General features: G+C 61.9%; 18 protein-coding genes. 4 read left to right on the top strand and 14 right to left on the bottom strand.

Features of this window, described 5'->3' with window-relative positions:
* Window positions 1-804 (bottom strand): IS30 family transposase (locus B4F27_RS03740; RefSeq protein WP_286758902.1); only part of this gene is annotated, 804 nt, incomplete at its 3' end.
* A 101-nt stretch (window positions 805-905) separates the two neighbouring features.
* On the opposite strand from B4F27_RS03740, the gene B4F27_RS03735 reads away from it, so the two are divergent.
* Complete coding sequence (locus B4F27_RS03735) at window positions 906-1,091, top strand: hypothetical protein (protein ID WP_286758904.1); 186 nt, start codon at window positions 906-908, stop codon at window positions 1,089-1,091.
* Between the two features lie 116 nt (window positions 1,092-1,207).
* On the opposite strand, the gene B4F27_RS03730 is transcribed toward B4F27_RS03735, so the two are convergent.
* Window positions 1,208-2,425, bottom strand: a complete 1,218-nt coding sequence (locus B4F27_RS03730) for a multidrug effflux MFS transporter (RefSeq protein ID WP_286758901.1) — start codon at window positions 2,423-2,425, stop codon at window positions 1,208-1,210.
* 103 nt (window positions 2,426-2,528) lie between these two features.
* Here B4F27_RS03730 and B4F27_RS03725 point away from each other — a divergent pair, with 103 nt between their 5' ends.
* Window positions 2,529-3,101: a TetR/AcrR family transcriptional regulator gene (locus B4F27_RS03725; protein WP_286758900.1), complete on the top strand. Its 573-nt coding sequence runs from the start codon at window positions 2,529-2,531 to the stop codon at window positions 3,099-3,101.
* Window positions 3,102-3,129: 28 nt separating this feature from the next.
* On the opposite strand, the gene B4F27_RS03720 is transcribed toward B4F27_RS03725, so the two are convergent.
* The 5 genes from B4F27_RS03720 to B4F27_RS03700 all read right to left on the bottom strand — a co-directional run bounded on the left by B4F27_RS03720 (window position 3,130) and on the right by B4F27_RS03700 (window position 8,873).
* Window positions 3,130-3,831: an ABC transporter ATP-binding protein gene (locus B4F27_RS03720; RefSeq protein WP_286758899.1), complete on the bottom strand. Its 702-nt coding sequence runs from the start codon at window positions 3,829-3,831 to the stop codon at window positions 3,130-3,132.
* Window positions 3,824-4,600 (bottom strand): ABC transporter ATP-binding protein, encoded by a 777-nt coding sequence (locus B4F27_RS03715; protein WP_286758898.1) that lies wholly within the window; start codon window positions 4,598-4,600, stop codon window positions 3,824-3,826. Before B4F27_RS03715 ends, B4F27_RS03720 begins: the two co-directional genes overlap by 8 nt.
* Window positions 4,597-6,459 carry an ABC transporter permease gene (locus B4F27_RS03710; RefSeq protein WP_074636782.1) on the bottom strand — a complete coding sequence of 621 codons (1,863 nt, stop codon included), beginning with the start codon at window positions 6,457-6,459 and terminating at the stop codon, window positions 4,597-4,599. The genes B4F27_RS03715 and B4F27_RS03710 overlap by 4 nt, the downstream gene beginning before the upstream one ends.
* A 72-nt stretch (window positions 6,460-6,531) precedes the next feature.
* The gene (locus tag B4F27_RS03705; RefSeq protein WP_286758897.1) at window positions 6,532-7,749 is read right to left on the bottom strand and encodes an ABC transporter substrate-binding protein; all 1,218 of its coding nucleotides are present in this window, start codon (window positions 7,747-7,749) and stop codon (window positions 6,532-6,534) included.
* Window positions 7,750-7,805: 56 nt separating this feature from the next.
* Complete coding sequence (locus B4F27_RS03700) at window positions 7,806-8,873, bottom strand: aromatic ring-hydroxylating dioxygenase subunit alpha (protein WP_286758896.1); 1,068 nt, start codon at window positions 8,871-8,873, stop codon at window positions 7,806-7,808.
* A 158-nt stretch (window positions 8,874-9,031) separates the two neighbouring features.
* Between B4F27_RS03700 and B4F27_RS03695 the strand changes: the two genes are divergently transcribed.
* Complete coding sequence (locus tag B4F27_RS03695; protein WP_074636788.1) at window positions 9,032-9,469, top strand: MarR family winged helix-turn-helix transcriptional regulator; 438 nt, start codon at window positions 9,032-9,034, stop codon at window positions 9,467-9,469.
* 3 nt (window positions 9,470-9,472) lie between these two features.
* On the opposite strand, the gene B4F27_RS03690 is transcribed toward B4F27_RS03695, so the two are convergent.
* The 7 genes from B4F27_RS03690 to B4F27_RS03660 all read right to left on the bottom strand — a co-directional run bounded on the left by B4F27_RS03690 (window position 9,473) and on the right by B4F27_RS03660 (window position 17,435).
* Window positions 9,473-10,057, bottom strand: a complete 585-nt coding sequence (locus tag B4F27_RS03690) for an amino acid synthesis family protein (protein ID WP_286758895.1) — start codon at window positions 10,055-10,057, stop codon at window positions 9,473-9,475.
* Window positions 10,054-10,638, bottom strand: coding sequence for an amino acid synthesis family protein (locus B4F27_RS03685; protein ID WP_005848892.1), 585 nt, complete (start codon window positions 10,636-10,638; stop codon window positions 10,054-10,056). The genes B4F27_RS03690 and B4F27_RS03685 overlap by 4 nt, the downstream gene beginning before the upstream one ends.
* Window positions 10,631-11,479 (bottom strand): UPF0280 family protein, encoded by an 849-nt coding sequence (locus tag B4F27_RS03680; protein ID WP_286758894.1) that lies wholly within the window; start codon window positions 11,477-11,479, stop codon window positions 10,631-10,633. The genes B4F27_RS03685 and B4F27_RS03680 overlap by 8 nt, the downstream gene beginning before the upstream one ends.
* The gene (locus B4F27_RS03675; RefSeq protein WP_286758893.1) at window positions 11,476-12,963 is read right to left on the bottom strand and encodes a 6-hydroxynicotinate reductase; all 1,488 of its coding nucleotides are present in this window, start codon (window positions 12,961-12,963) and stop codon (window positions 11,476-11,478) included. Before B4F27_RS03675 ends, B4F27_RS03680 begins: the two co-directional genes overlap by 4 nt.
* Complete coding sequence (locus B4F27_RS03670) at window positions 12,956-15,703, bottom strand: molybdopterin-dependent oxidoreductase (protein ID WP_286758892.1); 2,748 nt, start codon at window positions 15,701-15,703, stop codon at window positions 12,956-12,958. Before B4F27_RS03670 ends, B4F27_RS03675 begins: the two co-directional genes overlap by 8 nt.
* Window positions 15,703-16,539: an FAD binding domain-containing protein gene (locus tag B4F27_RS03665; RefSeq protein ID WP_286758891.1), complete on the bottom strand. Its 837-nt coding sequence runs from the start codon at window positions 16,537-16,539 to the stop codon at window positions 15,703-15,705. The genes B4F27_RS03670 and B4F27_RS03665 overlap by 1 nt, the downstream gene beginning before the upstream one ends.
* Before the next feature lie 89 nt (window positions 16,540-16,628).
* A complete protein-coding gene (locus B4F27_RS03660) occupies window positions 16,629-17,435 on the bottom strand; it encodes a ferredoxin--NADP reductase (protein WP_286758890.1) in 807 nt (268 codons plus the stop codon).
* Between the two features lie 133 nt (window positions 17,436-17,568).
* On the opposite strand from B4F27_RS03660, the gene B4F27_RS03655 reads away from it, so the two are divergent.
* Window positions 17,569-18,759, top strand: coding sequence for an amidohydrolase family protein (locus B4F27_RS03655; RefSeq protein WP_286758889.1), 1,191 nt, complete (start codon window positions 17,569-17,571; stop codon window positions 18,757-18,759).
* Window positions 18,760-18,899: the final 140 nt, after the last annotated feature.

The following is an 18,899-nucleotide window of genomic DNA, read 5'->3' as shown; positions in this document are numbered from 1 at the left end:
GGCCTTGCGATTAGACAACCACGTTTGGGTTCCGATCTCGGCTTGTAGGTGGGGCCAGCTGACAAACTCGGTTCCGCGGTCAAAAGTGATGGACCGGCGGGCGATGAGGGGGAGGTCTTTGAGAGACTTCATTATCTTTCCCATGACCGGTTTGGTGCGCTTGTTCGGGTTCTTCAGGATCACGGTGAAGCGGCTGACGCGCTCAACCAGTGAGGTGACGTTGTTCTGGCCAAGCTTTTGTTTGAACAGCATCAAATCAGCTTCCCAGTGGCCAAATTGCCGACGATGCGCGACATCATCTGGGCGGAACAGGATACTGACATCGCGGTGGAATTTGGGTTCTCTGCGCCTTCTGGTGCGACGTGGTCTGCGGGCGACACGGTGGGTCGGTAGATACCACCACAGGTCTTCGCGCTGACCTTCCTTGGAATAGATGTAGCGATAAATGGTTTCCTGGCAGACCCTGAGGGGAGCGCGCTCGTGGATCATACGGTTACTGATCTGCTCTGGTGTCCAACCGTTCTTGATGCGCTCAATCACGCGTTTGCACAGCTCAGGATGTTTGATCAGCTTGCGCTCCCGGGCACGACGATCCGCTTGCATCATATGGGCCGCGGCACCGTAATAGCCATCGCATCCGGGCATGCTTTCGTCCGAGAAATGGTTGCGCTTTAGCTCGCGGAATATCGTGGACCTGCAGCGTTTCAGAACGCGTGCCATCTCGTCAACTGGGACCTTCGCGTGTCTCCAGCGTTCTATCTTGCGTCGTTCTGTGATACTCAGTTGGTCGTAAACGGCTCCCATAACGATTCCTCTCATTAGATAAACTACTGTTTTCTAACAAGAGTCGCACTTGAGGGTAGCGCGCACCCTCCTATAGTTGTTTCGCCCATAATTAGAATTATGTGAAAAATTGTTCAACCCAAGCGGTCGCCCGCACCTATATCCCGGCTCATATTTGCGGTGCCAGTAACGCCTGGATGTCGCTGTCGGATGGCGCGTTTGAGCTGTTTCGGATTGGCGAAGCCGTGTCGGCCCGCGACACCCACGCCGCGATTTATGACGCGCTGCGCTTGCTGAAAAGCGTGTAGGCCGCCTTGATCAAGAAGAGCCATGTCTAGACCCCGCGCAGGCAGTCCGCTTTACCGCAGATCGCCTGCGCGGGTGTCGGGGCGGCTGCGGCTGCCCACCTCAACACGCATGGGGCTTAGGAGGTCAGTCGCGATGACGAGAGCACGGTGAAGCGCCCCGCCGCGAAGAACAATACCGTTGCCAATCCCGCGGGGACCACAAGCCCGAGGGACATGGGGAGCGCCGTACCCGCCCCGCCAATCGCGACAGAGGTCGAGACCGCAAAGGCAAGGGCGAACTGGATCGCCCCCAGCAACGCCGATCCCATGCCGGCAGCTTTCTCTGTCAGCGACATCGCGATGGACATCGCATTCGCCGACAGCAGCCCGACGCAGCCAATCGATATCCACAGCGGGATGGCGAATACCAGAAGCGAGCTTGTCTGCGACAGCAGCGCCAGCACCAAAGTAGCGGCGAAAAACAGCGGCAAGACGGCGGTGAGGATCTGTTCGGGGCTATAGTGGTTCAACAGCATGCCATTGATGCGGCCAAAGATGATAAGCGCGGTCGCAATAGCCGCGAACATGAGCCCAAAGCCGATTGAACTCAGCCCGAAGATCCCTTGGAACACCCCAGAGGATCCCGTGATAAACGCGAACATGCCGCTTTGAATAAGCCCCGCAACCAGCGCCATGATGAGAAATCCGCGCTCGGACAGGAGCCGCTTGGCGGTTTTTGCACCCGTGCGGAAGGGCCGAGGCTGGCGGCCTTCGGCGGGCAATGTCTCGGGCAGGGTGATCACGGACAAGACCAGCGCGACAAGGCTGATAAGGGCCATTGTCGCAAAGATGGAACGCCAGCCAAACGCTTCAAGCAACAGGCTGCCCAACGTGGGCGAGGCGATGGGGCCAAGCGTCAGCAACATGACAAGCACCGTCATGACTTTCGCCGCCTTCCGCCCTTCGTACAGGTCCTTGACCATGGCGCGCCCCACGACCATGCCCGCGCTCGCCCCGATGGCCTGTATGAAACGAAGTGCGTTGAACCACGCGATGTCGCTGAGCAACGGCAGAACAAGAGAGGTCACGGTGAAAAGGACGGTGCCGATCAAAAGCGGCCCCTTACGTCCGTAGGTATCGGTCAACGGGCCGATCAGGATTTGCCCGAAACAGAGCCCCAGAAAAAAGAGAGAAAGCGACAGCTCGGCCGCCGTATGGGTGGCGTCCATCGACGTCGCAAGATCCCCGAGGGCAGCCAGATACATGTCGGTTGCCAAGGGCGGAAAAAGGGAGAGCAGGCCGAGGGTCGCGGTCACAGCGAACGCGCGGCGGGGGGATAGGGAAATTTGAGACATCTTCGCTCCAACGGGATAATAGACTGCGGTCTACTTGCATTTAGTAGATCGCAGTCTAACAATCAATGTCATACCACGCTGCATCGATGAACAGGAGCTGTGCATGTCGGTAAAAAAGTCGGGCGGACGCCCCGCGAATGAGGAAGCCAGCGCCGCTTTGAAAGCCGCCGCACTGCGGCTTGTGCGGGAAACGGGGTACGAAAAGGTCTCTATCGCGGCGATTATTGCCGAGGCGGGCGTTGCACGCCAAACGCTTTACAACCGCTGGGACACAAAGGCGGACCTCATCCTCGAAGCGATTTTCGAGGCGACGAATTCTTATGCCGCTGAACCGCCTTTGGATCGCGCGCAAGACTATAGGGCGCAGCTTGAAGACTTCCTGATCAAGGTTTTCGAACACCTGAAGCTGGACGGCGGAACCATCCGGTCGCTGATTGCATCGTCACAGCAAGACGCGAAGTTTCACGCGTCGTTCCATGCCAAATTCGTTCTGCCGCGCGAGCAGATGATGACCCTGATGCTGCGTCGGGCGCAGGACCACGGGGCGCTTTCACCCGCGCGCAACGTCGAGGTATTGTCGACCATGATCCACGGTGCATTCTGGTATCGCTTGCTGAACCGCGGCGTCTTGGATGCGGCTTTCGCGAAAGAAATCGTGGCAGAGACGTTTGCCTGAACCAGCCTTGTGATCGCGGGCACCGCCCCTAAACCGACAGATACTGATCCCGGATTTCCGGCTGCGATTGCAGCGCGGCGAGGGTGCCGACGAATTTCTGTGTGCCGTGTTCGATGATCACCACGCCATCGGCGACCGCTTGCGCGAAATGCAGGTTCTGTTCGGACAGCAGCACCGTCAGCCCCTCTGCCTTGAGTTGCAGGATCACACGGGCCATCTGTTCGACGATCACCGGCGCGATGCCTTCGGAGGGTTCGTCCAGCAGGATGAACGCGGGGTTGCCCATTAGGGTGCGGGCGATGGTCAGCATCTGCTGTTCGCCCCCCGACAGCGCCTTGCCGCGGTTGTGACGGCGTTCGGCGAGGTTGGGGAAGAGGTCGAACACCATATCCTCGGTCCAGGTGGTGCAGCCGTCGCGGGGGGGCTGGCGGCCGACCTCCAGGTTTTCCAGCACCGTAAGCTGGGTGAAAATCCGGCGTTCCTCGGGGACATAGCCCAGACCGTTGCGCGCGACCTTGTGGCTGGGCCAGCCGGTGATGTCCTGGCGCTGATAGATGATCTTGCCCTGCCGTGGCCGCACCAGCTGCATGATGGATTTCATCGTCGTGGTCTTGCCCGCACCATTGCGCCCAAGCAAAGCAACGACAGTGCCGCGATCCACGGTAAAGTTCAGGTCATTCAGCACCTGCGCCTTGCCGTAGAATGAATTGACGCCGTTCACCTCAAGCATGGGCATCCTCCTGCGCTTTGAACAGCGTGCCGCCGCCCAGATAGACCTCTTGCACCTGCGGGTTGTTGCGGATCTCGTCGACGGTGCCGTCGGCGATCAGCTGGCCACGGTTCAGCACCATGATGCGATGCGAATGGGCAAAAACCACGTCCATGTCATGTTCGGTAAACAACACGCTGATGCCCCGTTGCTCAAGTATATCGGCGGTCAGCTGCATCAGCGCGATCCGTTCGCGCGGTGCCATGCCTGCGGTGGGTTCATCCATCAGCAGCAGGATCGGGTCATTGGCCAGCGCAACCGCCAGTTCGAGCCGTTTGAGGTCGCCATAGGCCAGCACCGCGCAGTGGCGTTCGGACTGGTCGGCCATGCCCACGGTATCAAGCAGCGCCAGCGCCTCGTCGCGGTAGAGTTTATGGGCGAAAGTGGTCAGGGAATAGAGCCGCTTGTGATGCGACATCAACGCCATCTGCACATTCTCGACCACGGTCATCGAGGCATAGGTCGAGGTGATCTGGAACGTCCGCCCCACCCCCATGCGCCAGATCTTGCGCGGTTGCATGCCGGCAATGTTCTTGCCCATCAGCTGCACGGTGCCCGACGACGGCTTGAGCTGCCCCATCAGCATATTGAAACAGGTGCTTTTGCCCGCGCCATTGGGGCCGATCAGCGCCAGCAGCTCGCCCTTGGCAAGATCAAAGCTCACGTCATCCACGGCCTTGATGGCGCCGAAATTGCGGGACAGGTTGCGCACAGACAGGATCGGGCTCATTTCGCGTCCTCCGGTGTTTTCAGCAGGCCAATGCGTTCGCCCGCCTTGCGCAGCGATCCGACGATACCTTCGGGGCCAAGGATCACGACAAAGATGATCAGCAGGCCCAAGGCGAGGCGCCAGTATTCGAAACGGGTCAGGTAGTCTTTGACGCCCTCGAAGAAGGCTCCGCCGACCCAGCCGCCCGACAGGGTCTTCACCCCGCCCAGAAACACCACGATCAGCGCGTCGAAACTGCGCGCGGTTTCAAGCTCGTTGGGGAAGATGCTGCCCTTGGAGAAGACGAACAGCCCGCCCGCGAGCCCCGCCATGATGCCCGCAAAGGTAAAGGCGACCCATTGGATGCGTTTGGTGTTGATTCCCATCGCCTCGGCTTGTCGCGCACTGTCGCGGGCCGCGCGCATGGCATAGCCAAAGGGCGCATGAGCCGCTTGGCGCAGCAGCAGGATGCCCCCGATGCAGAAGACAAAAGCGAGGTAGTAATAGACATCATTGTCCGACGCCCAATCGGACGGCCAGATGTTGACCAGCCCGTCATCGCCCCCCGTCACATCACCCCATTGGAACGCGAGGCTCCAGAGCAGTTGCCCGAAGGCCAGCGTCAGCATGGCGAAGTAGACACCGGTGGACCGCAGGCAGACCCAGCCGATCACCACGGCGGCCAGCCCCGCGCAGATCGGGGCCAGCACCAGCGCCAGCTCCATCGGGGTGTCGGCATAGGTCACAAACAGCGCCGCGGCATAGGCCCCCCCGCCAAAGAAGGCCGCATGGCCAAAGCTGACCAGCCCGCCCTGCCCCAGCATGAAATGCAGCGAGGCGGCAAAAAGACAGAAGATCATGATATCGGTCACCAGCACCACGGCGAAATTCCCGCCGTAGAACGGCAGCAGCGCAAGGATGAACAGCCCCGCCATCACCAGCAAGCGCATGCGATTGCCCGCGGGCTTGATCGGGCGCTCCGGCTCTCCGGTCTGGCCGTGCTCGCCCGCGATCTCCTCTTTCCCGAGCAGGCCAAAGGGGCGGAACATCAGGACGATCACCATGACGACGAACATCAGCACAAGCGTCGACTGCGGCGCATAGGTCACGCCAAAAACGTTCAGGACGGAAATGATCACCGCCGCCAGATAGGCCCCCGGCAGCGACCCCATGCCGCCGATAACCACGACCACAAAGACCGACCCGATAATGCTAAAATCCATCAGCAGATCGGCACCGCCCTTGGGCAGTTGCAACGCGCCCCCCAGACCGGCTAGCGCACAGCCCAGAAAGAAAACGCCCGTGAACAGCCACGCCTGATTGACCCCAAGGGCGCCGACCATCTCGCGGTCTTGCGTCGCGGCGCGCACCAAAGTGCCGACACGGGTTTTCGTGATCAGATACCAAAGGCCGATGGCGACGAAGGGCGTGATGATGATCAGCGCGATGTCATATTGCGGCACGGGTTCCCCCATGATGCGGATCACCCCTTTCAGCCCCGGCGCGCGCGGGCCCAGCAGATCTTGCGGGCCCCAGATCATCAGCGCAAGATCCTGAATGACAAGGATCACGCCAAAGGTCGCGACCAGTTGGAACAGTTCAGGCGCGCTATAGACAGGGCGCAGCACGCAGATCTCAACGATCACCCCGATCAGCCCGACGATCAGCCCCGCCAGCAGGATCGCACCCCAGAAGCCGACCATGCCCGGCAGCACCTGCATCAGCGAATAGCCGACATAAGCCCCCAGCATATAGAACGATCCATGGGCAAAGTTCACCACCCGCGTGACGCCAAAGATCAGCGACAGCCCAGAGGCAACCATGAAGAGCGCACCCGCATTGGCAAGCCCAGTCAGAATCTGTGCGATGAAAAGGCCCATGGGCACCTCTTGATGTTGGGGATGGGGTCAGATGCAGCCAAGGGGGCTTCCCCCCTTGGCTGCGGGTCCGGATTATTCTGCCGGACGCAGTTTCGACACCTCTTCGTCAGACGGCAGGTAGTCGGTGCCGTCCAGATAGGTCCAGTCGGTCATGACGCCCGCACCGTCCTTGAGCATGGTCTTCCCGACAAAGGCACCCATGGTCGCCTGATTGTCGATCTCGCGGAACGTGATGTCGCCCACGGGCGTCGCCACATCCAGCCCTTCAAAGGCCATACGGATCGCGTCGCTTTCGGTCGATCCCGCCTTGCTGATCGCGGCGGCGATGCTTTGCGCGGTCATATACCCGACGAGAGACCCGAGCTTTGGCGTTTCGTCGAATTTCGCCTGATAGGCATCAACGAAAGGCTTGTTCGCGCCGTCCTCATCCGAGAAGTCATACCAAGGATAACCGGTCACAACCCAGCCTTCGGGGGCTTCGTCGGCCAGCGGTTCAAGGTATTCCGGTTCGCCCGAAAGCAGGCCATAGACCGTGCGCCCGTCGAACAGACCACGGGTGGTGCCTTCGCGGACGAACTTGGCAAGGTCAGGCCCGAAGGTCACGTTATAGATCGCGTCCGGCTTGGACCGCTCCAGCGCCTGAACCTCGGCGCCGGCGTCGATCTTGAACAGGGCAGGCCATTGCTCTCCGACGAATTCGACCTCGGGCTTCAGTTCGGTCAGCACTTCTTTAAAGGCGGCCACCGCGTCTTTGCCGTAGGCGTAGTTGGGTGCGATGGTCGCGTATTTCACGGCATCGGTCTTGGCGGCCTGTTCGGCCAGCATCGCGGCCTGCATATAGGTCGAGGTCCGCAGGCGGAAGGTCCAGGGGTTGCCTTGGCTCCAGGTCAGGGCATCGGCCAGCGGTTCGGCGGCGAGGTACACCCAGCCCTTTTCCGCCGCGACCGAGGAGATCGCCAGACCGACGTTCGACAGGATCGAACCGGTGATCATCACGGTGCCTTCGCTGGTCATCAGCTCTTCGGCGATTTTGATCGCTTCACCGGGGTCGCCCTGATCGTCGCGGAAGATGAATTCGAGCGGGCGATCCAGCACACCGCCATCGGCGTTGATTTCCTCGAGCGCCAGTTCGATGCCCTGTTTATACGGCTCGGCAAAGGCGGCGAGACGTTTGTAGTGGTTGATCTCTCCGACTTTGATCGGGTCGCCCGACTGCGCCGTTGCGGCAAAGCCGGTGACGCCAAGGGCAAAGGCCCCTATGACGCTGTTCAGGAATGTCTTTCTGTTCATGTGATGGTCCTCTCGTGTTGGGGTGTGCCGTCTGCTGCGGCTTTGCTTTTTATGGATCAGTCATGCTGGACAAAGACCGGTGCGACGGGGTCGCCCAGATCGTCCGTCGCCTCTGCCTCGATCCGGTCGCGGATGCGTTTGCGGTAGACGTTGGGCGCTTTGTCGATAGCGATGCGGATGGGTTTGCGTTTTTGGGGGCGCTGTTCTTCTTGGTGGACGGCTTCCAAAATCGCATTGTCCTCGGCAAATGCTACGCGGAACATCGCGTCCATTTGGTCCGACGCGGCGTCATCGCCAAGGGCGGTGTTGCGCAGGTGCATCCAGTGGTCGATCGTATAATCCTCTGTCACGGGTGTGACGAAATGGAGCGCAAAGATACGCACGCCTTTGTTGCGCTGATCTTCGGGAAGTTCAAGCTTTGCATCAGACGACCCAAAGTCAATCACGGCTGTCGACGGCATGTGCAGATAGTAATAATGCCAGCGGTCCACATTGCCGCTAAAGCCGCCGAATGCCTTGAAAAAGCCGATGGGTTCCGCGTCTCTGATCCAGCGCCATGCCACGATCACCTCGTCTGCGGTTTTGACGTGCACGGGTACGTTTTCGGAGGCCGCATTGCCCAATGTCGTCGGATGGACAAAGCTGACATGCGCCGGATCAACAAGGTTTTCGGCAACGTTGAGGTAATTTGCGCGGATATGCAGCTTGTCCCCGTGGTGGACGTGCCACCCCTCCTGACCCAGCTCGGGCAAGTCAAACGCCAGCGCGGGGTCGGCCTTGTCGGCATCGCCCATCCAGATGAACACAATGCCGTGGCGTTCCAGCACCGGATAGCTGTCAACATAGGCAGATTTGGGCAGGTTCGATTGCCCCGGCACCCGCACGCAGGCCCCGTCCGCGCCAAAGGTCATGCCGTGATAGCCGCATTGAATGGTGTCGCCGATGCGCTTGCCCTTGGACAGCGGCAGCAGCCGGTGCGGGCAGCGATCTTCGAGCACGGCGATCTGGCCATCGCTGGTGCGGTAGGCTACTAGGTTCTGCGCAAGCAATGTCAGCGGCACCAGCTCATCGCCAAAGTCGGTAGACCAACCCGCAACGTACCAAGCGTTTCTGACAAAGGACATCGGTTCACTCCTTGCTCTGCACAGCTTCATGAAGGACCAAAAAATTGTTAGCTGTCAAACAATTTCTTGCGCCCCATCTGATATAGACCCCAGATGGAAACCGTGGGATGATAGTGCCTAATCTATACGCATTGACCCAAGAGCACTGGATAAGAACCTTGGTTGAAACCACACAAGACCTGACCCTGCCCGCAGACTATGCGTTGGAACAACAGATCGGGTTCAAGCTGCGCCTCGCGAACCAGCGCCACCTTGAAATCTTTAACCGGCGGATGCCGGATATCACGCCGACACAATTCGCGGTGTTGGCCAAGCTGCGCGACGAGGCGCGGATCAGCCAGAACCATCTGGGGCGTCTGGTCGGGATGGACGCGGCGACCACCAAAGGCGTGATCGACCGGTTGCGCAAAAAGGGGCTGGTCCATTCGACCCCGTCAAAAACCGACATGCGGCGGCTGGAGATTTCGCTGACCGACGAGGGCATCGCGGTGACTGCCAAGGCGATTGCCACCGCGCAGGAAATCTCGGCCGAGACGGTCGGCAACCTCACCCCGCGCGAGGTCGACCGCCTGCTGGCCCTGCTCGAGAAACTATAGGCTCTAACGCAGGCCGTCTTTTCCTTCGGCCGCGGCATGGGTCAGCCCGCCGACACGGGGCAAGGGGCGCCCGGAATCTGTGACAGCCACGGCCACCAGTATCTCGCCCGCGCGCGGCGCGTCGTTCAACCGCACCTCGATCCCGTCGAAATGGCTGCGCACATAGGCGGCGTCCTTGTGCCCCAAAGGCACGTCAAGCACCTGCCCCGGCCCGCCCATCTTTTTCGAAGACGGTACCAGTGCGGCCCCTTTTTCAACCGCGACCCGCAGCGGTGCGCCCAGCTTCGGGTGCAGGATCGCGGCGGCGTGTTCCAGCTCTCCCCCCTCGCCCACCATCGCGGCCTTGCCATAGCTTTCGGCCTGCGCGGGGGTGATCCCAAGGGCAGCAACACATTTATCGCCCAGCAATCCCCCCAGCTCTGCACCAATATCCATCAGTGGAGTCAAATCTTCCGTATAAGAGCCTACAAAGGGGTTTTTGATCACGGCCACAGCTACGGCCTTGCGCGTGGGGGGCGATATCTGCTGCCCGATCTCGCGGTGAGTCTCTTCGACCCAAGTGGCGATTTTGCGGATTTCGGCGCTCATCTCAAACCATCCTTTCCTTCGATATCCTTTGCATCCAAGCCGCCCGCGCGGTTGTGGATACGTGCCCCTGTGGTCATCACAAGGATCACTGCCATTTCATCGGCACGGGGGCTGTCATTCAGGCCGACCTCGATTGAATCGAAATGGCTGCGGACATAAGAGGCATCGACATGGGTCACAGGCACATCCAGCCGCACCCCCGCCGCGCCGACCTTTTTCGTCGATGGCACAATCGCCTTCGATCCGCCCAATACATCGCGCATCGCATAGCCGCCAGGGGCGTGCCAGAGCGCACCGTGCTCCAACTCTCCGCCCGTGCCGACGATGCTGCCTTTGCCGTAGCCCTCGATCTGTGCCGCCTCGACCCCGAGCGCCGCCAGCAGCTTTTGCGCCATCGCGACCCCCAGCGGTTTGAGGTCTTCCATAAAGGGCTGGATGTCCTCGATATAAGAGCCTGCATAGGGGTTTTGGATCACAGCCATGACCGACCCGCGTTTCAGCGGCGTATTGGCGCGCGGGCCGCCTTCGTGGAAAATCTCTTCGACGCTGGTGACAATTTTGCGGGTCATAACCTCAGGCATATTCGGGGGCTTTCGTTAGGGGTTTGAGTGTTTCGGGCAGGCCGATAACAGTATGTTGGTCGCGCAGAAAAAGCGCTGCGCCAGAGATAAGGCCACGGTCGCGCAAACCCTGCGCCGCTGTCGCGCCGGTGGTAAGCGCTTGGTTAACATCGGCAGGAGAGAGCGGCCCGACATGGGTAACCACCGGTGCCGCACCAAGGTCACTGTCGTCGTGCAACCGGTTCGCGGGGCTACGCCGGATCGCGGGATGGGCGGGCAGATCGACGGCGTTGCCAAGTTTGGTCGCCGCCGCATCGGCCATCGCGGCGGATCGGGCCAGCACGGTGACACTGTCGGCAATGCCCAAGGACTGGCTGCGCCCGCCCTGCCCGCTGGTGGCGATGCCGCGAATGGGGTCATTGCTGCGGATCGTGACGGTGCCAAGCGACCGCCGGTCCAGCCCCGCGATGCCCACGTCAAAACGCGCGCCCTCGGTCAGATGCAGCGCGATATCGCCACCGTTGTTCACATAGGCGCGGGTCAGATCGGCGGCATCCACCATGGCCGACAAGACCTCTGCCGCGACGGCACCGGCCACGCAGATCATCGGCGTGGTCAGCCCGTCGGCATGGGGCAAGGCGGCGCGGTACATGGCGCGGGCGATCTTGCCTTTCGGTTTGGTGCCCACAGGGCGGCGCAGCAGGGGCAGCTCTGCCGTCAGTTCGGACAGGATGGTGCCAAAGCGATCAAAACCCGCGCGAAACGCCAGATCTCGCGCGCCATCCGCCCCGATGACCAGATCAATCGGGCCGTGGGACAGGTGCAGCCTGCCACCGGGGAGAAGAGCCGCCTGTGCCGTCATGTCTGGTCCTTCGACCAGCCGTAGTTTTCCCGCGCGTTCGGGTCTGGTTGCAGCAGTTGCTGCGCCACCCGTCGCACATCATCGGTGACCACATCACGCACGGGCTGGATATGCTCCATATGCCCGCCAAGCGTGCCGTAATCCTCGCGCCGCAGGGTGAATTCGATCGGTGCCACCAGCGCGGGCGTGGGTACATAACCGAAGGAGTTCGTGGGCATATCCATGACATCCACCATGACGGTGATCCCGCCCCCCGGCCAGACATAGGCCTCGGCCCCGCCGCAGGACACATGGGTCAGCGATTCCTTGACCGACCGCGTCAGCCGCACGGGGTTCTCTGTCACGCCGGCGCGCAGACTGCCGCCCGCCCCCCCCATGAACAGCACCGAACACAGCGAGGGTTCGCAATTCTCGGCGATGCGGTCCGCGACGACCAGCAGCTCGGGCGTGATCTCGGCTGGTTGCGGGATCAGGTCATCATCCAGCGTGAAATAGGCCCATTGCTCTCCGGTGGTAGAGATCATCAGCAGCCGGAGCCCCGGCCAGGCACGCTTCGGGTCGGCATCACGCAGGATGGTCAGCGGGTCTTCAACATCGGTGCCGCCCCATCCGGTGCCGGGGTCCGCCACCTGAAAATACCGCCCCGGCGTCGACCGCCGCCCGTTCACGCGGATGCCAGAGGGGGTCATATCCAGCCCCTTGCCCGCCTCGTGTTCGGTCAGCACGCCGGTGATGTGATCATCGACAACGACGACCTCGTCCACATGCCCGTGCCACTGTTTGGCGAACATCCCGATGGTCGCTGACCCACAGCCCACGCGCATCAGCTTTTCCGGGACGCCGTTGATGATCGGCGCTTTGCCCGCCTCGACCACCATGGTGACGCCGCCGTCGATGGTGACCTCGACCGGTTCACGGTTACATAGGCGCAGCAGCGCGTCACAGGTCACGCGGCCTTCTTTCTTCGAGCCGCCGGTCAGGTGTTCTACCCCGCCCAAAGACAGCATCTTGGACCCATATTCCGAGGTCATCACATGGCCGATCGCCTCTCCGTCAACGCGCACCACGGCGCGCTCGTCGCCGATGTGGCGGTCGGTGTCGATCTTCACCTTGACCCCGCAATACGAAAAAATGCCCTCGGTCACGACGGTGATCATATCCACGCCCTCGACCTCTTGGCTGACGATGAAGGGCGCGGGTTTGTAGTCGGGATAGGTGGTCCCCGCCCCCACGGCGGTGACGAAATCGCGCCCGCCTTGAATGACGTCGCCGTCCCAGTCCTGCGCGTTGTCGCCCTGATCCAGAAAAGCGACGGCCTTGGCCCCCGACTGGATCACGGTCAGCGGATCAAGGCGTACCAGTTCGCCCGCGTGGTTGGCATAGCGGTCGCAGGCACCGGATTTGCCGTCGGCGATGAAACACATCACCGGGCAGGCATCGCAGCGGATTTTCACAGGCTTGGGGTCGCGCAGGTCGTCAGGCATGTCCGGCCTCCTTCAGGGCGGCGCGCAGGCGCGTCGGCGTGGCCGGTGTCTGCGTCACGCGCGCACCGGTGGCATGGTAGATAGCATTGAGGATCGCGGGGGCGGTGGGGATCAGCACATGTTCGCCCAGACCTTTCGCGCCGTAGGGGCCGTGGGCATCGGCCACCTCCAGGATCAGCGTCTCGATCGGGGGAACGTCGCCAATGGTCGGCACCAGATAGTCATGCAGGTTCTCGGTGCGCCCGGGGATATACTCCTCCATCAGCGCCATACCGAGCCCTTGGGCAATGCCGCCCTGTACCTGCCCCTCGACCAGCAACGGATTGATCGCGCGCCCCACATCATGGGCGGCGACAAAGCGCAGCGGGCGGCAAAGGCCAAGGGCGATATCCACCTCGACCACCACCAGATGCGCGGCATAGCCGAACTGCGCATAGGGTACGCCCTGCCCGTTTTCATCCAGTGGTTTGACTGGCGGATCATAGCTTTCCTGCGCCTGCAGCACATAGCCCTGCGCATCGACCGGCAGCCGCGTTAGATCAAGGCGCTGCGTGCGCCCGCCGTCGGTCACGGTGAGCTGCCCGTCTTGGAGGCCGATCTTTGCGGCGGGGCCCGCATTGACCTGTCGCAGGATCCGCGCCCGCAGCGCCTCTCCCGTCCTCAACGCGGCATTGCCCGACACAAAGGTCTGCCGCGAGGCAGAGGTTTTGCCCGCGTCCGGCGTGATATCGGTGTCACCGCCGAGGATCTTGATCCCCTCGACCGACAGCCCAAGCGCTTGGGCAAAGATCTGCGGGATCACCGTGTTCGCCCCCTGCCCGATGTCCATCGCGCCTTGGTGCAGTACAACCGTTCCGTCTGCCTTCACACCCGCCAGAATGGTCGACGGGTTCGGCAGCGAGGTATTGCCGCAGCCGTACCACGCCCCCGCGATCCCGACACCGCGTTTCAGCGTGTCATTCCTTGCATTGAACCGGGCGCATTCGGCTTTCGCCTCCTCCCACGCGGGGCGCAGCGCCTCTAGGCAGGGGGCGATGCCGACGCCCTGATCGAACACCTGCCCGCAGACCGTGGGCACCCCGTCCGCCAGCGCGTTCTTCAAACGGAACTCCAGCGGATCAAGCCCCAGCTTTTCGGCCAGCAGGTCAAAGGCGGTTTCCTGTGCGATGGCCGATTGCGGCACGCCGAAGCCGCGGAAAGCACCGGCGGGGGGGCAATGGGTATGCACGGCACGGCTGCGTGCGCGATAATCAGGGATGTGGTAGGGGCCAGAGGCATGCACCGGCACGCGATTGGCGACCGTCGGGCCCCAGCTTGCATAAGCACCGGTGTTGAAATCCCCGTCGAACCGCAGCCCCGACAGCGTCCCATCCGCCTTGGCCCCGACCTTGATCGTGATCTGCGCGGGGTGGCGTTTGGTGGTCGATTGCATCGTCTCGGCGCGCGCATAGGTCATGCGCACGGGGCGAGCCGTCTTGAGCGCGGCAAGCGCGATGAAGGGCTGCAACGACAGGTCGATCTTGGACCCGAAACCGCCCCCGACCGCCGTCGGCACAATGCGGATGTCGGCCATGGGACGGTCAAGGATCGCGGCCAGTGCTTCGCGGTCCATACCCGGCGCCTGGGTGCAAGCGTGCACATGGATGCGCCCGTCGATCACTTGGGCAAAGCCTGCCTCTGGCTCGATATAGCCATGTTCGACAAAACTGGTGGTATACTGCGCCTCGACCGTGACGTCGGCGGCGTCGAGCGCGGCCTCTACATCGCCGCATTGCACGAAGCCGCCGCACATGATGTTGCCTTTGCGATCCTCGAACAGCTGTGGCGCGTCGGGGGCGGTCGCGGCATCGGTATCGGCAAGCGCAGTTTGTGGCGACCAATGGACGGGGAAGCTTTCCAGATCAAGGGCGATCATCGCCTCCGCCTCGCCTACAACGCAAGCAACCGCCTCCCCCCGGAACCGGATGTGGTTCACAGCGAAAACCGGCTGGTCGATGAAGCCGGGGATCACGCCAAAGGCGTTGAGGCCGGGCACGTCATCTGCGGTCAGGATGCAATGGATCCCGGGCTGCGCGATGCGCCATGCCTCAAGATCGCCGAAGGTAAATCCGGCCGAGGCATGGGGCGCGCGGATGACCCGCGCGACCAAAGCACCGGCTGGGGCAACGTCATCGCCAAATGCCTCTGACCCGTCGACCTTGGCCTGCCCGTCCAGCCGCCGCGCAGGCTGGCCAAGCGCGGTAGAGGCGACAGTCAGCCCGTCGGCAGCATGGGCCCCGACCACCGCGTCGATGATCTTGCGATAGCCGGTGCAGCGACACAGCACGCCGCCAAGGGCATCCTGCACCTGCGCCGCGCTCGGCTGCGGCACCTCGCGCAACAGCGCCACGGCAGAGACCATCATCCCCGGTGTGCAAATCCCGCATTGCGCGGCCTGATGGTGCTGGAAGCTTTGCATCAATGCCTGCGCGTCGCGGTCGGTTTTCACCAGCCCCGCCAGCGTCTCTACCTGCCGCCCCACCGCCTGCTGCACGGGCATCAGGCAGGCGCAGACCGGCGCGCCATCGACCAGCACAGTGCAGGCCCCGCAATCGCCCGCGTTGCAGCCGATCTTTACATCCTTGCGGTCCAGCCGCTCGCGCAGCGCGTAAGACAAGCGTTCACCGGGCAGCGGTTCAACCTGCGCAATGCTGCCGTTCAGGGTGAAAGAGGTCACTTCTGTCGTGGTCGGTTTATCCATCACAGGGCCCCTTTCAAGGCGCGCATCACAGCGCGGCGGACCAAAGTGACGCTGGCGGCAAGGCGGTAATCGGCGCTGGCGCGCGCATCTGTGATGGGGCTCAGCGCTTGCACCAGATCAGCAGTCACGCGGTTTTCTACATCGCCAAGGGCGCAACCCTGAAGCTGATCCTCAAGCGCGGTCAGCCGCTGCGCGACAGGGGATGCGGCGCCGATGGCGATGCGGATATCGGTGAGCCTGCCGCTCTCGATCTTTGCCAGCACCGCGACCATGCAGATCGAGATCACCAGATACTTCCGCGCACCGAGTTTGACAAAGCTGCTGTGACTATCAGCCGGGGGCGCGGGGATGTGGATGGCGGTGACAAGCTCGTTCTGGGCGCGGTCGGTCTGGCGCACGCCTTGCAGGAACTGCGACAAGGGCAGCACCCGCGACCCGTTTGCGCTGCAAAGCTCTACCTCGGCATTCAGGGTCAGCAGCGGCGGCACCCCGTCGGCGGCAGGAGAAGCGTTGCACAGATTCCCCGCGATGGTGCCTGCGTTCTGGATCTGGATCGACCCGACCTCGCGCGCCGCCAGCTTGAGCCCGTCGAAAGCGGCGGGCAGATCGGCACGGATGATGTCTGTCCATGTGGTGGCCGCCCCGATACGCCAGCCTTGGTCTGTTTGGCTGATGCCGCGCAGCTCTGGCAAGCGGGTGATATCCAACAGGTCGCCCGTCACCGGACGGTCGCCGCGTGCGGGGAACCAATCGGTCCCCCCCGCGATGATCGACACCGGCCCCGCGGCCAATGTGGTTAACGCTTGATCCAATGTCGTCGCGGTCAGGTAGCTCATCCGGTCACCTTTTGCTGCGGGCATAAAACTTGTTGGTATACGAATAGAAGTGCGTCGGATGCCTTCGTGTCAAATCAATTCGCATGTCGTCAGCCGACAAAGGCTTTTTCGACCACAAAACTGGCAGGGCGGTTATTCGCCCCCTCCACCAGCCCATAGGATTCGAGCGCGGCCTTGGTGTCGTTCAACATGGCCATCGACCCGCAGATCATCGCGCGGTCGCGATCAGGAGAGATCGGCGGCACGTCCAAATCGCGGAACATCTTGCCCGACGCCATCAGGTCGGTTTGCCGCCCTTCGCGTGGCCACGGCGCGCGGGTCAGCGTGTCGTATAGGGTCAGCCTTTGCGCTAATTCACCCACCAGCGGATCGGCCTTGAGGCTGGCGACCAGATCACGGCCATAGGTCAGCTCTTCGGCGGTGCGACAGGTGTGGCACAGGATCAGATCGTCAAACTTCTCATACGTCTCGGGGTCGCGGATGACCGACGCGAAAGGCGCGATGCCGGTGCCTGTGGCGAACATCCACAGCCGTTTTCCGGGCAGCAAGGCGTCATTCACCAACGTTCCCGTCGGCTTGCGGCGCATCAGCACGGTATCGCCGACCTTGAGCTTTTGCAGGTGCTGCGTCAGCGGCCCGTCATGTACTTTGATAGAATAGAACTCGACCCCCTCGTCCCACGACGGCGACGCGATGGAATAGGCGCGGAACACCGGCTTTTCGGCATTGGGCAGCCCGATCATCACGAACTCTCCCGACCGGAAGCGAAAGGACGGGTCGCGGGTGATGCGGAAGCGGAACAGACTGTCGGTATAATGCTGCACCTCCGTCACCGTTTCGGCAAAGACACCTGCGGGGATCGGAAAGCTGGGGCGAGAGAGAGAAGCGGCGTCCATGGAAAGTCCTTATCGGCTGCGGATGTATTATTGTTTGTATACGAATGATTATCTGTCAAGTGTTTCATCTTGATCGGTCGCATTTTTCTGTTAGCGTTCAAATGAAACTGATGCTGCTTGAAAGGCGTGCCCCATGTCAGACACTTCTGCAAAACTCGTGATCCGGAACATCGGGATGATCCTGACCGGCAAGATGGAAGACCCCATTGCCGACGGGGATTGCCTGATCGCGATGGACGGGAAGATCACGGAATGGGGCTATGCCAAGGATATGGATTGCGACGGGGCCACGACAGAAGTCGACGCCCATGGCGCGACGCTGGCACCGGGGTTGATCGACAGCCATGTGCACCCGGTAGTGGGCGACTATACCCCGCGCCAGCAGCAGTTGGGGTGGATCGATTCAACGCTGCACGGCGGGGTGACCACACTGATCTCTGCCGGCGAAGTGCATATGCCGGGCCGCCCGAAGGATATCGTCGGTCTCAAGGCGATGGCGATCGCGTCGCAGCGTTGGTACGAAAACTTCCGCCCCTCGGGCGTCAAGGTGCACGCGGGCGCGCCGGTGATCGAACAGGGCATGGTCGAAGAAGACTTTGCCGAGATGGCCAAGGCCGGCGTGACCCTGCTGGGCGAGGTCGGACTGGGCACGGTCAAGGACGGCAAGACCGCCGCGCAGATGGTCGGATGGGCACGCAAATACGGCATGCAAAGCACGATCCACACCGGCGGCCCGTCGATCCCCGGATCAGGGTTGATCGATGCGGATATGGTGCTTGAAACCGGAACGGATGTGGTCGGGCATATCAACGGCGGGCACTCTGCTCTGCCCGACGATCAGATCATCTGCCTGTGCGAGGGCTGCAAGGCCGCGCTTGAGATCGTGCACAACGGGAACGAACGCGCCGCCTTGCTGACGCTGAACACCGCGCGCGAGTTGGACAAGCTTGATCAGCTGATCCTTGGCACCGACGGTCCGGCGGGATCTGGCGTGCAGCCTTTGGGGATCATGCGCATGGTTGCGATGCTGTCGTCGCTTGGCGATGTACCTGCCGAGGTCGCCTTTTGCTTTGCCAACGGCAACACCGCACGGCAACGCAAGCTGGACACCGGATTGATCGAGGTCGGCAAATGCGCGGATTTCGTCCTGATGGATCAGGCACAGCATGCGCCCGGCAAAAATATGCTTGAATCTGTGCAACTGGGTAATCTGCCCGGTGTTGGCATGACGGTGATTGATGGCGTGGTACGCAGCCTGCGCAGCCGGAATACGCCCCCTGCCACGCGGCTCCCCGAGCTGATTTGCGGCACCGTCGGCACCTGAACGCCGACATAAGCGGCTGCGGCGGGGGATCTGCCGCCCCGCAAGTGACGCGATGTTTCAATGACATCGCAGGTGCCATTGGCCGCTTTCCCCGGTTTCGGGGAAAGTAGGGCTTTCCTTACCTTTATATTCATGGTCAA

Origin of the sequence: Sulfitobacter sp. UBA1132, assembly GCF_002311545.1 — a bacterium.
Lineage (GTDB): Bacteria > Pseudomonadota > Alphaproteobacteria > Rhodobacterales > Rhodobacteraceae > Sulfitobacter > Sulfitobacter pontiacus.
Note: the sequence above shows the minus strand (reverse complement) of the source record. Positions and strands in the feature narration are given on the sequence as shown.

What these genes read in the sequence shown, in the direction of transcription:
- B4F27_RS03730 (WP_286758901.1), bottom strand. Translation starts at nt 2,425, where the DNA reads ATGTCTCAAATTTCCCTATCCCCCCGCCGCGCGTTCGCTGTGACCGCG.
- B4F27_RS03725 (WP_286758900.1), top strand. Translation starts at nt 2,529, where the DNA reads ATGTCGGTAAAAAAGTCGGGCGGACGCCCCGCGAATGAGGAAGCCAGC.
- B4F27_RS03720 (WP_286758899.1), bottom strand. Translation starts at nt 3,831, where the DNA reads ATGCTTGAGGTGAACGGCGTCAATTCATTCTACGGCAAGGCGCAGGTG.
- B4F27_RS03715 (WP_286758898.1), bottom strand. Translation starts at nt 4,600, where the DNA reads ATGAGCCCGATCCTGTCTGTGCGCAACCTGTCCCGCAATTTCGGCGCC.
- B4F27_RS03710 (WP_074636782.1), bottom strand. Translation starts at nt 6,459, where the DNA reads ATGGGCCTTTTCATCGCACAGATTCTGACTGGGCTTGCCAATGCGGGT.
- B4F27_RS03705 (WP_286758897.1), bottom strand. Translation starts at nt 7,749, where the DNA reads ATGAACAGAAAGACATTCCTGAACAGCGTCATAGGGGCCTTTGCCCTT.
- B4F27_RS03700 (WP_286758896.1), bottom strand. Translation starts at nt 8,873, where the DNA reads ATGTCCTTTGTCAGAAACGCTTGGTACGTTGCGGGTTGGTCTACCGAC.
- B4F27_RS03690 (WP_286758895.1), bottom strand. Translation starts at nt 10,057, where the DNA reads ATGAGCGCCGAAATCCGCAAAATCGCCACTTGGGTCGAAGAGACTCAC.
- B4F27_RS03685 (WP_005848892.1), bottom strand. Translation starts at nt 10,638, where the DNA reads ATGCCTGAGGTTATGACCCGCAAAATTGTCACCAGCGTCGAAGAGATT.
- B4F27_RS03680 (WP_286758894.1), bottom strand. Translation starts at nt 11,479, where the DNA reads ATGACGGCACAGGCGGCTCTTCTCCCCGGTGGCAGGCTGCACCTGTCC.
- B4F27_RS03675 (WP_286758893.1), bottom strand. Translation starts at nt 12,963, where the DNA reads ATGCCTGACGACCTGCGCGACCCCAAGCCTGTGAAAATCCGCTGCGAT.
- B4F27_RS03670 (WP_286758892.1), bottom strand. Translation starts at nt 15,703, where the DNA reads ATGGATAAACCGACCACGACAGAAGTGACCTCTTTCACCCTGAACGGC.
- B4F27_RS03665 (WP_286758891.1), bottom strand. Translation starts at nt 16,539, where the DNA reads ATGAGCTACCTGACCGCGACGACATTGGATCAAGCGTTAACCACATTG.
- B4F27_RS03660 (WP_286758890.1), bottom strand. Translation starts at nt 17,435, where the DNA reads ATGGACGCCGCTTCTCTCTCTCGCCCCAGCTTTCCGATCCCCGCAGGT.
- B4F27_RS03655 (WP_286758889.1), top strand. Translation starts at nt 17,569, where the DNA reads ATGTCAGACACTTCTGCAAAACTCGTGATCCGGAACATCGGGATGATC.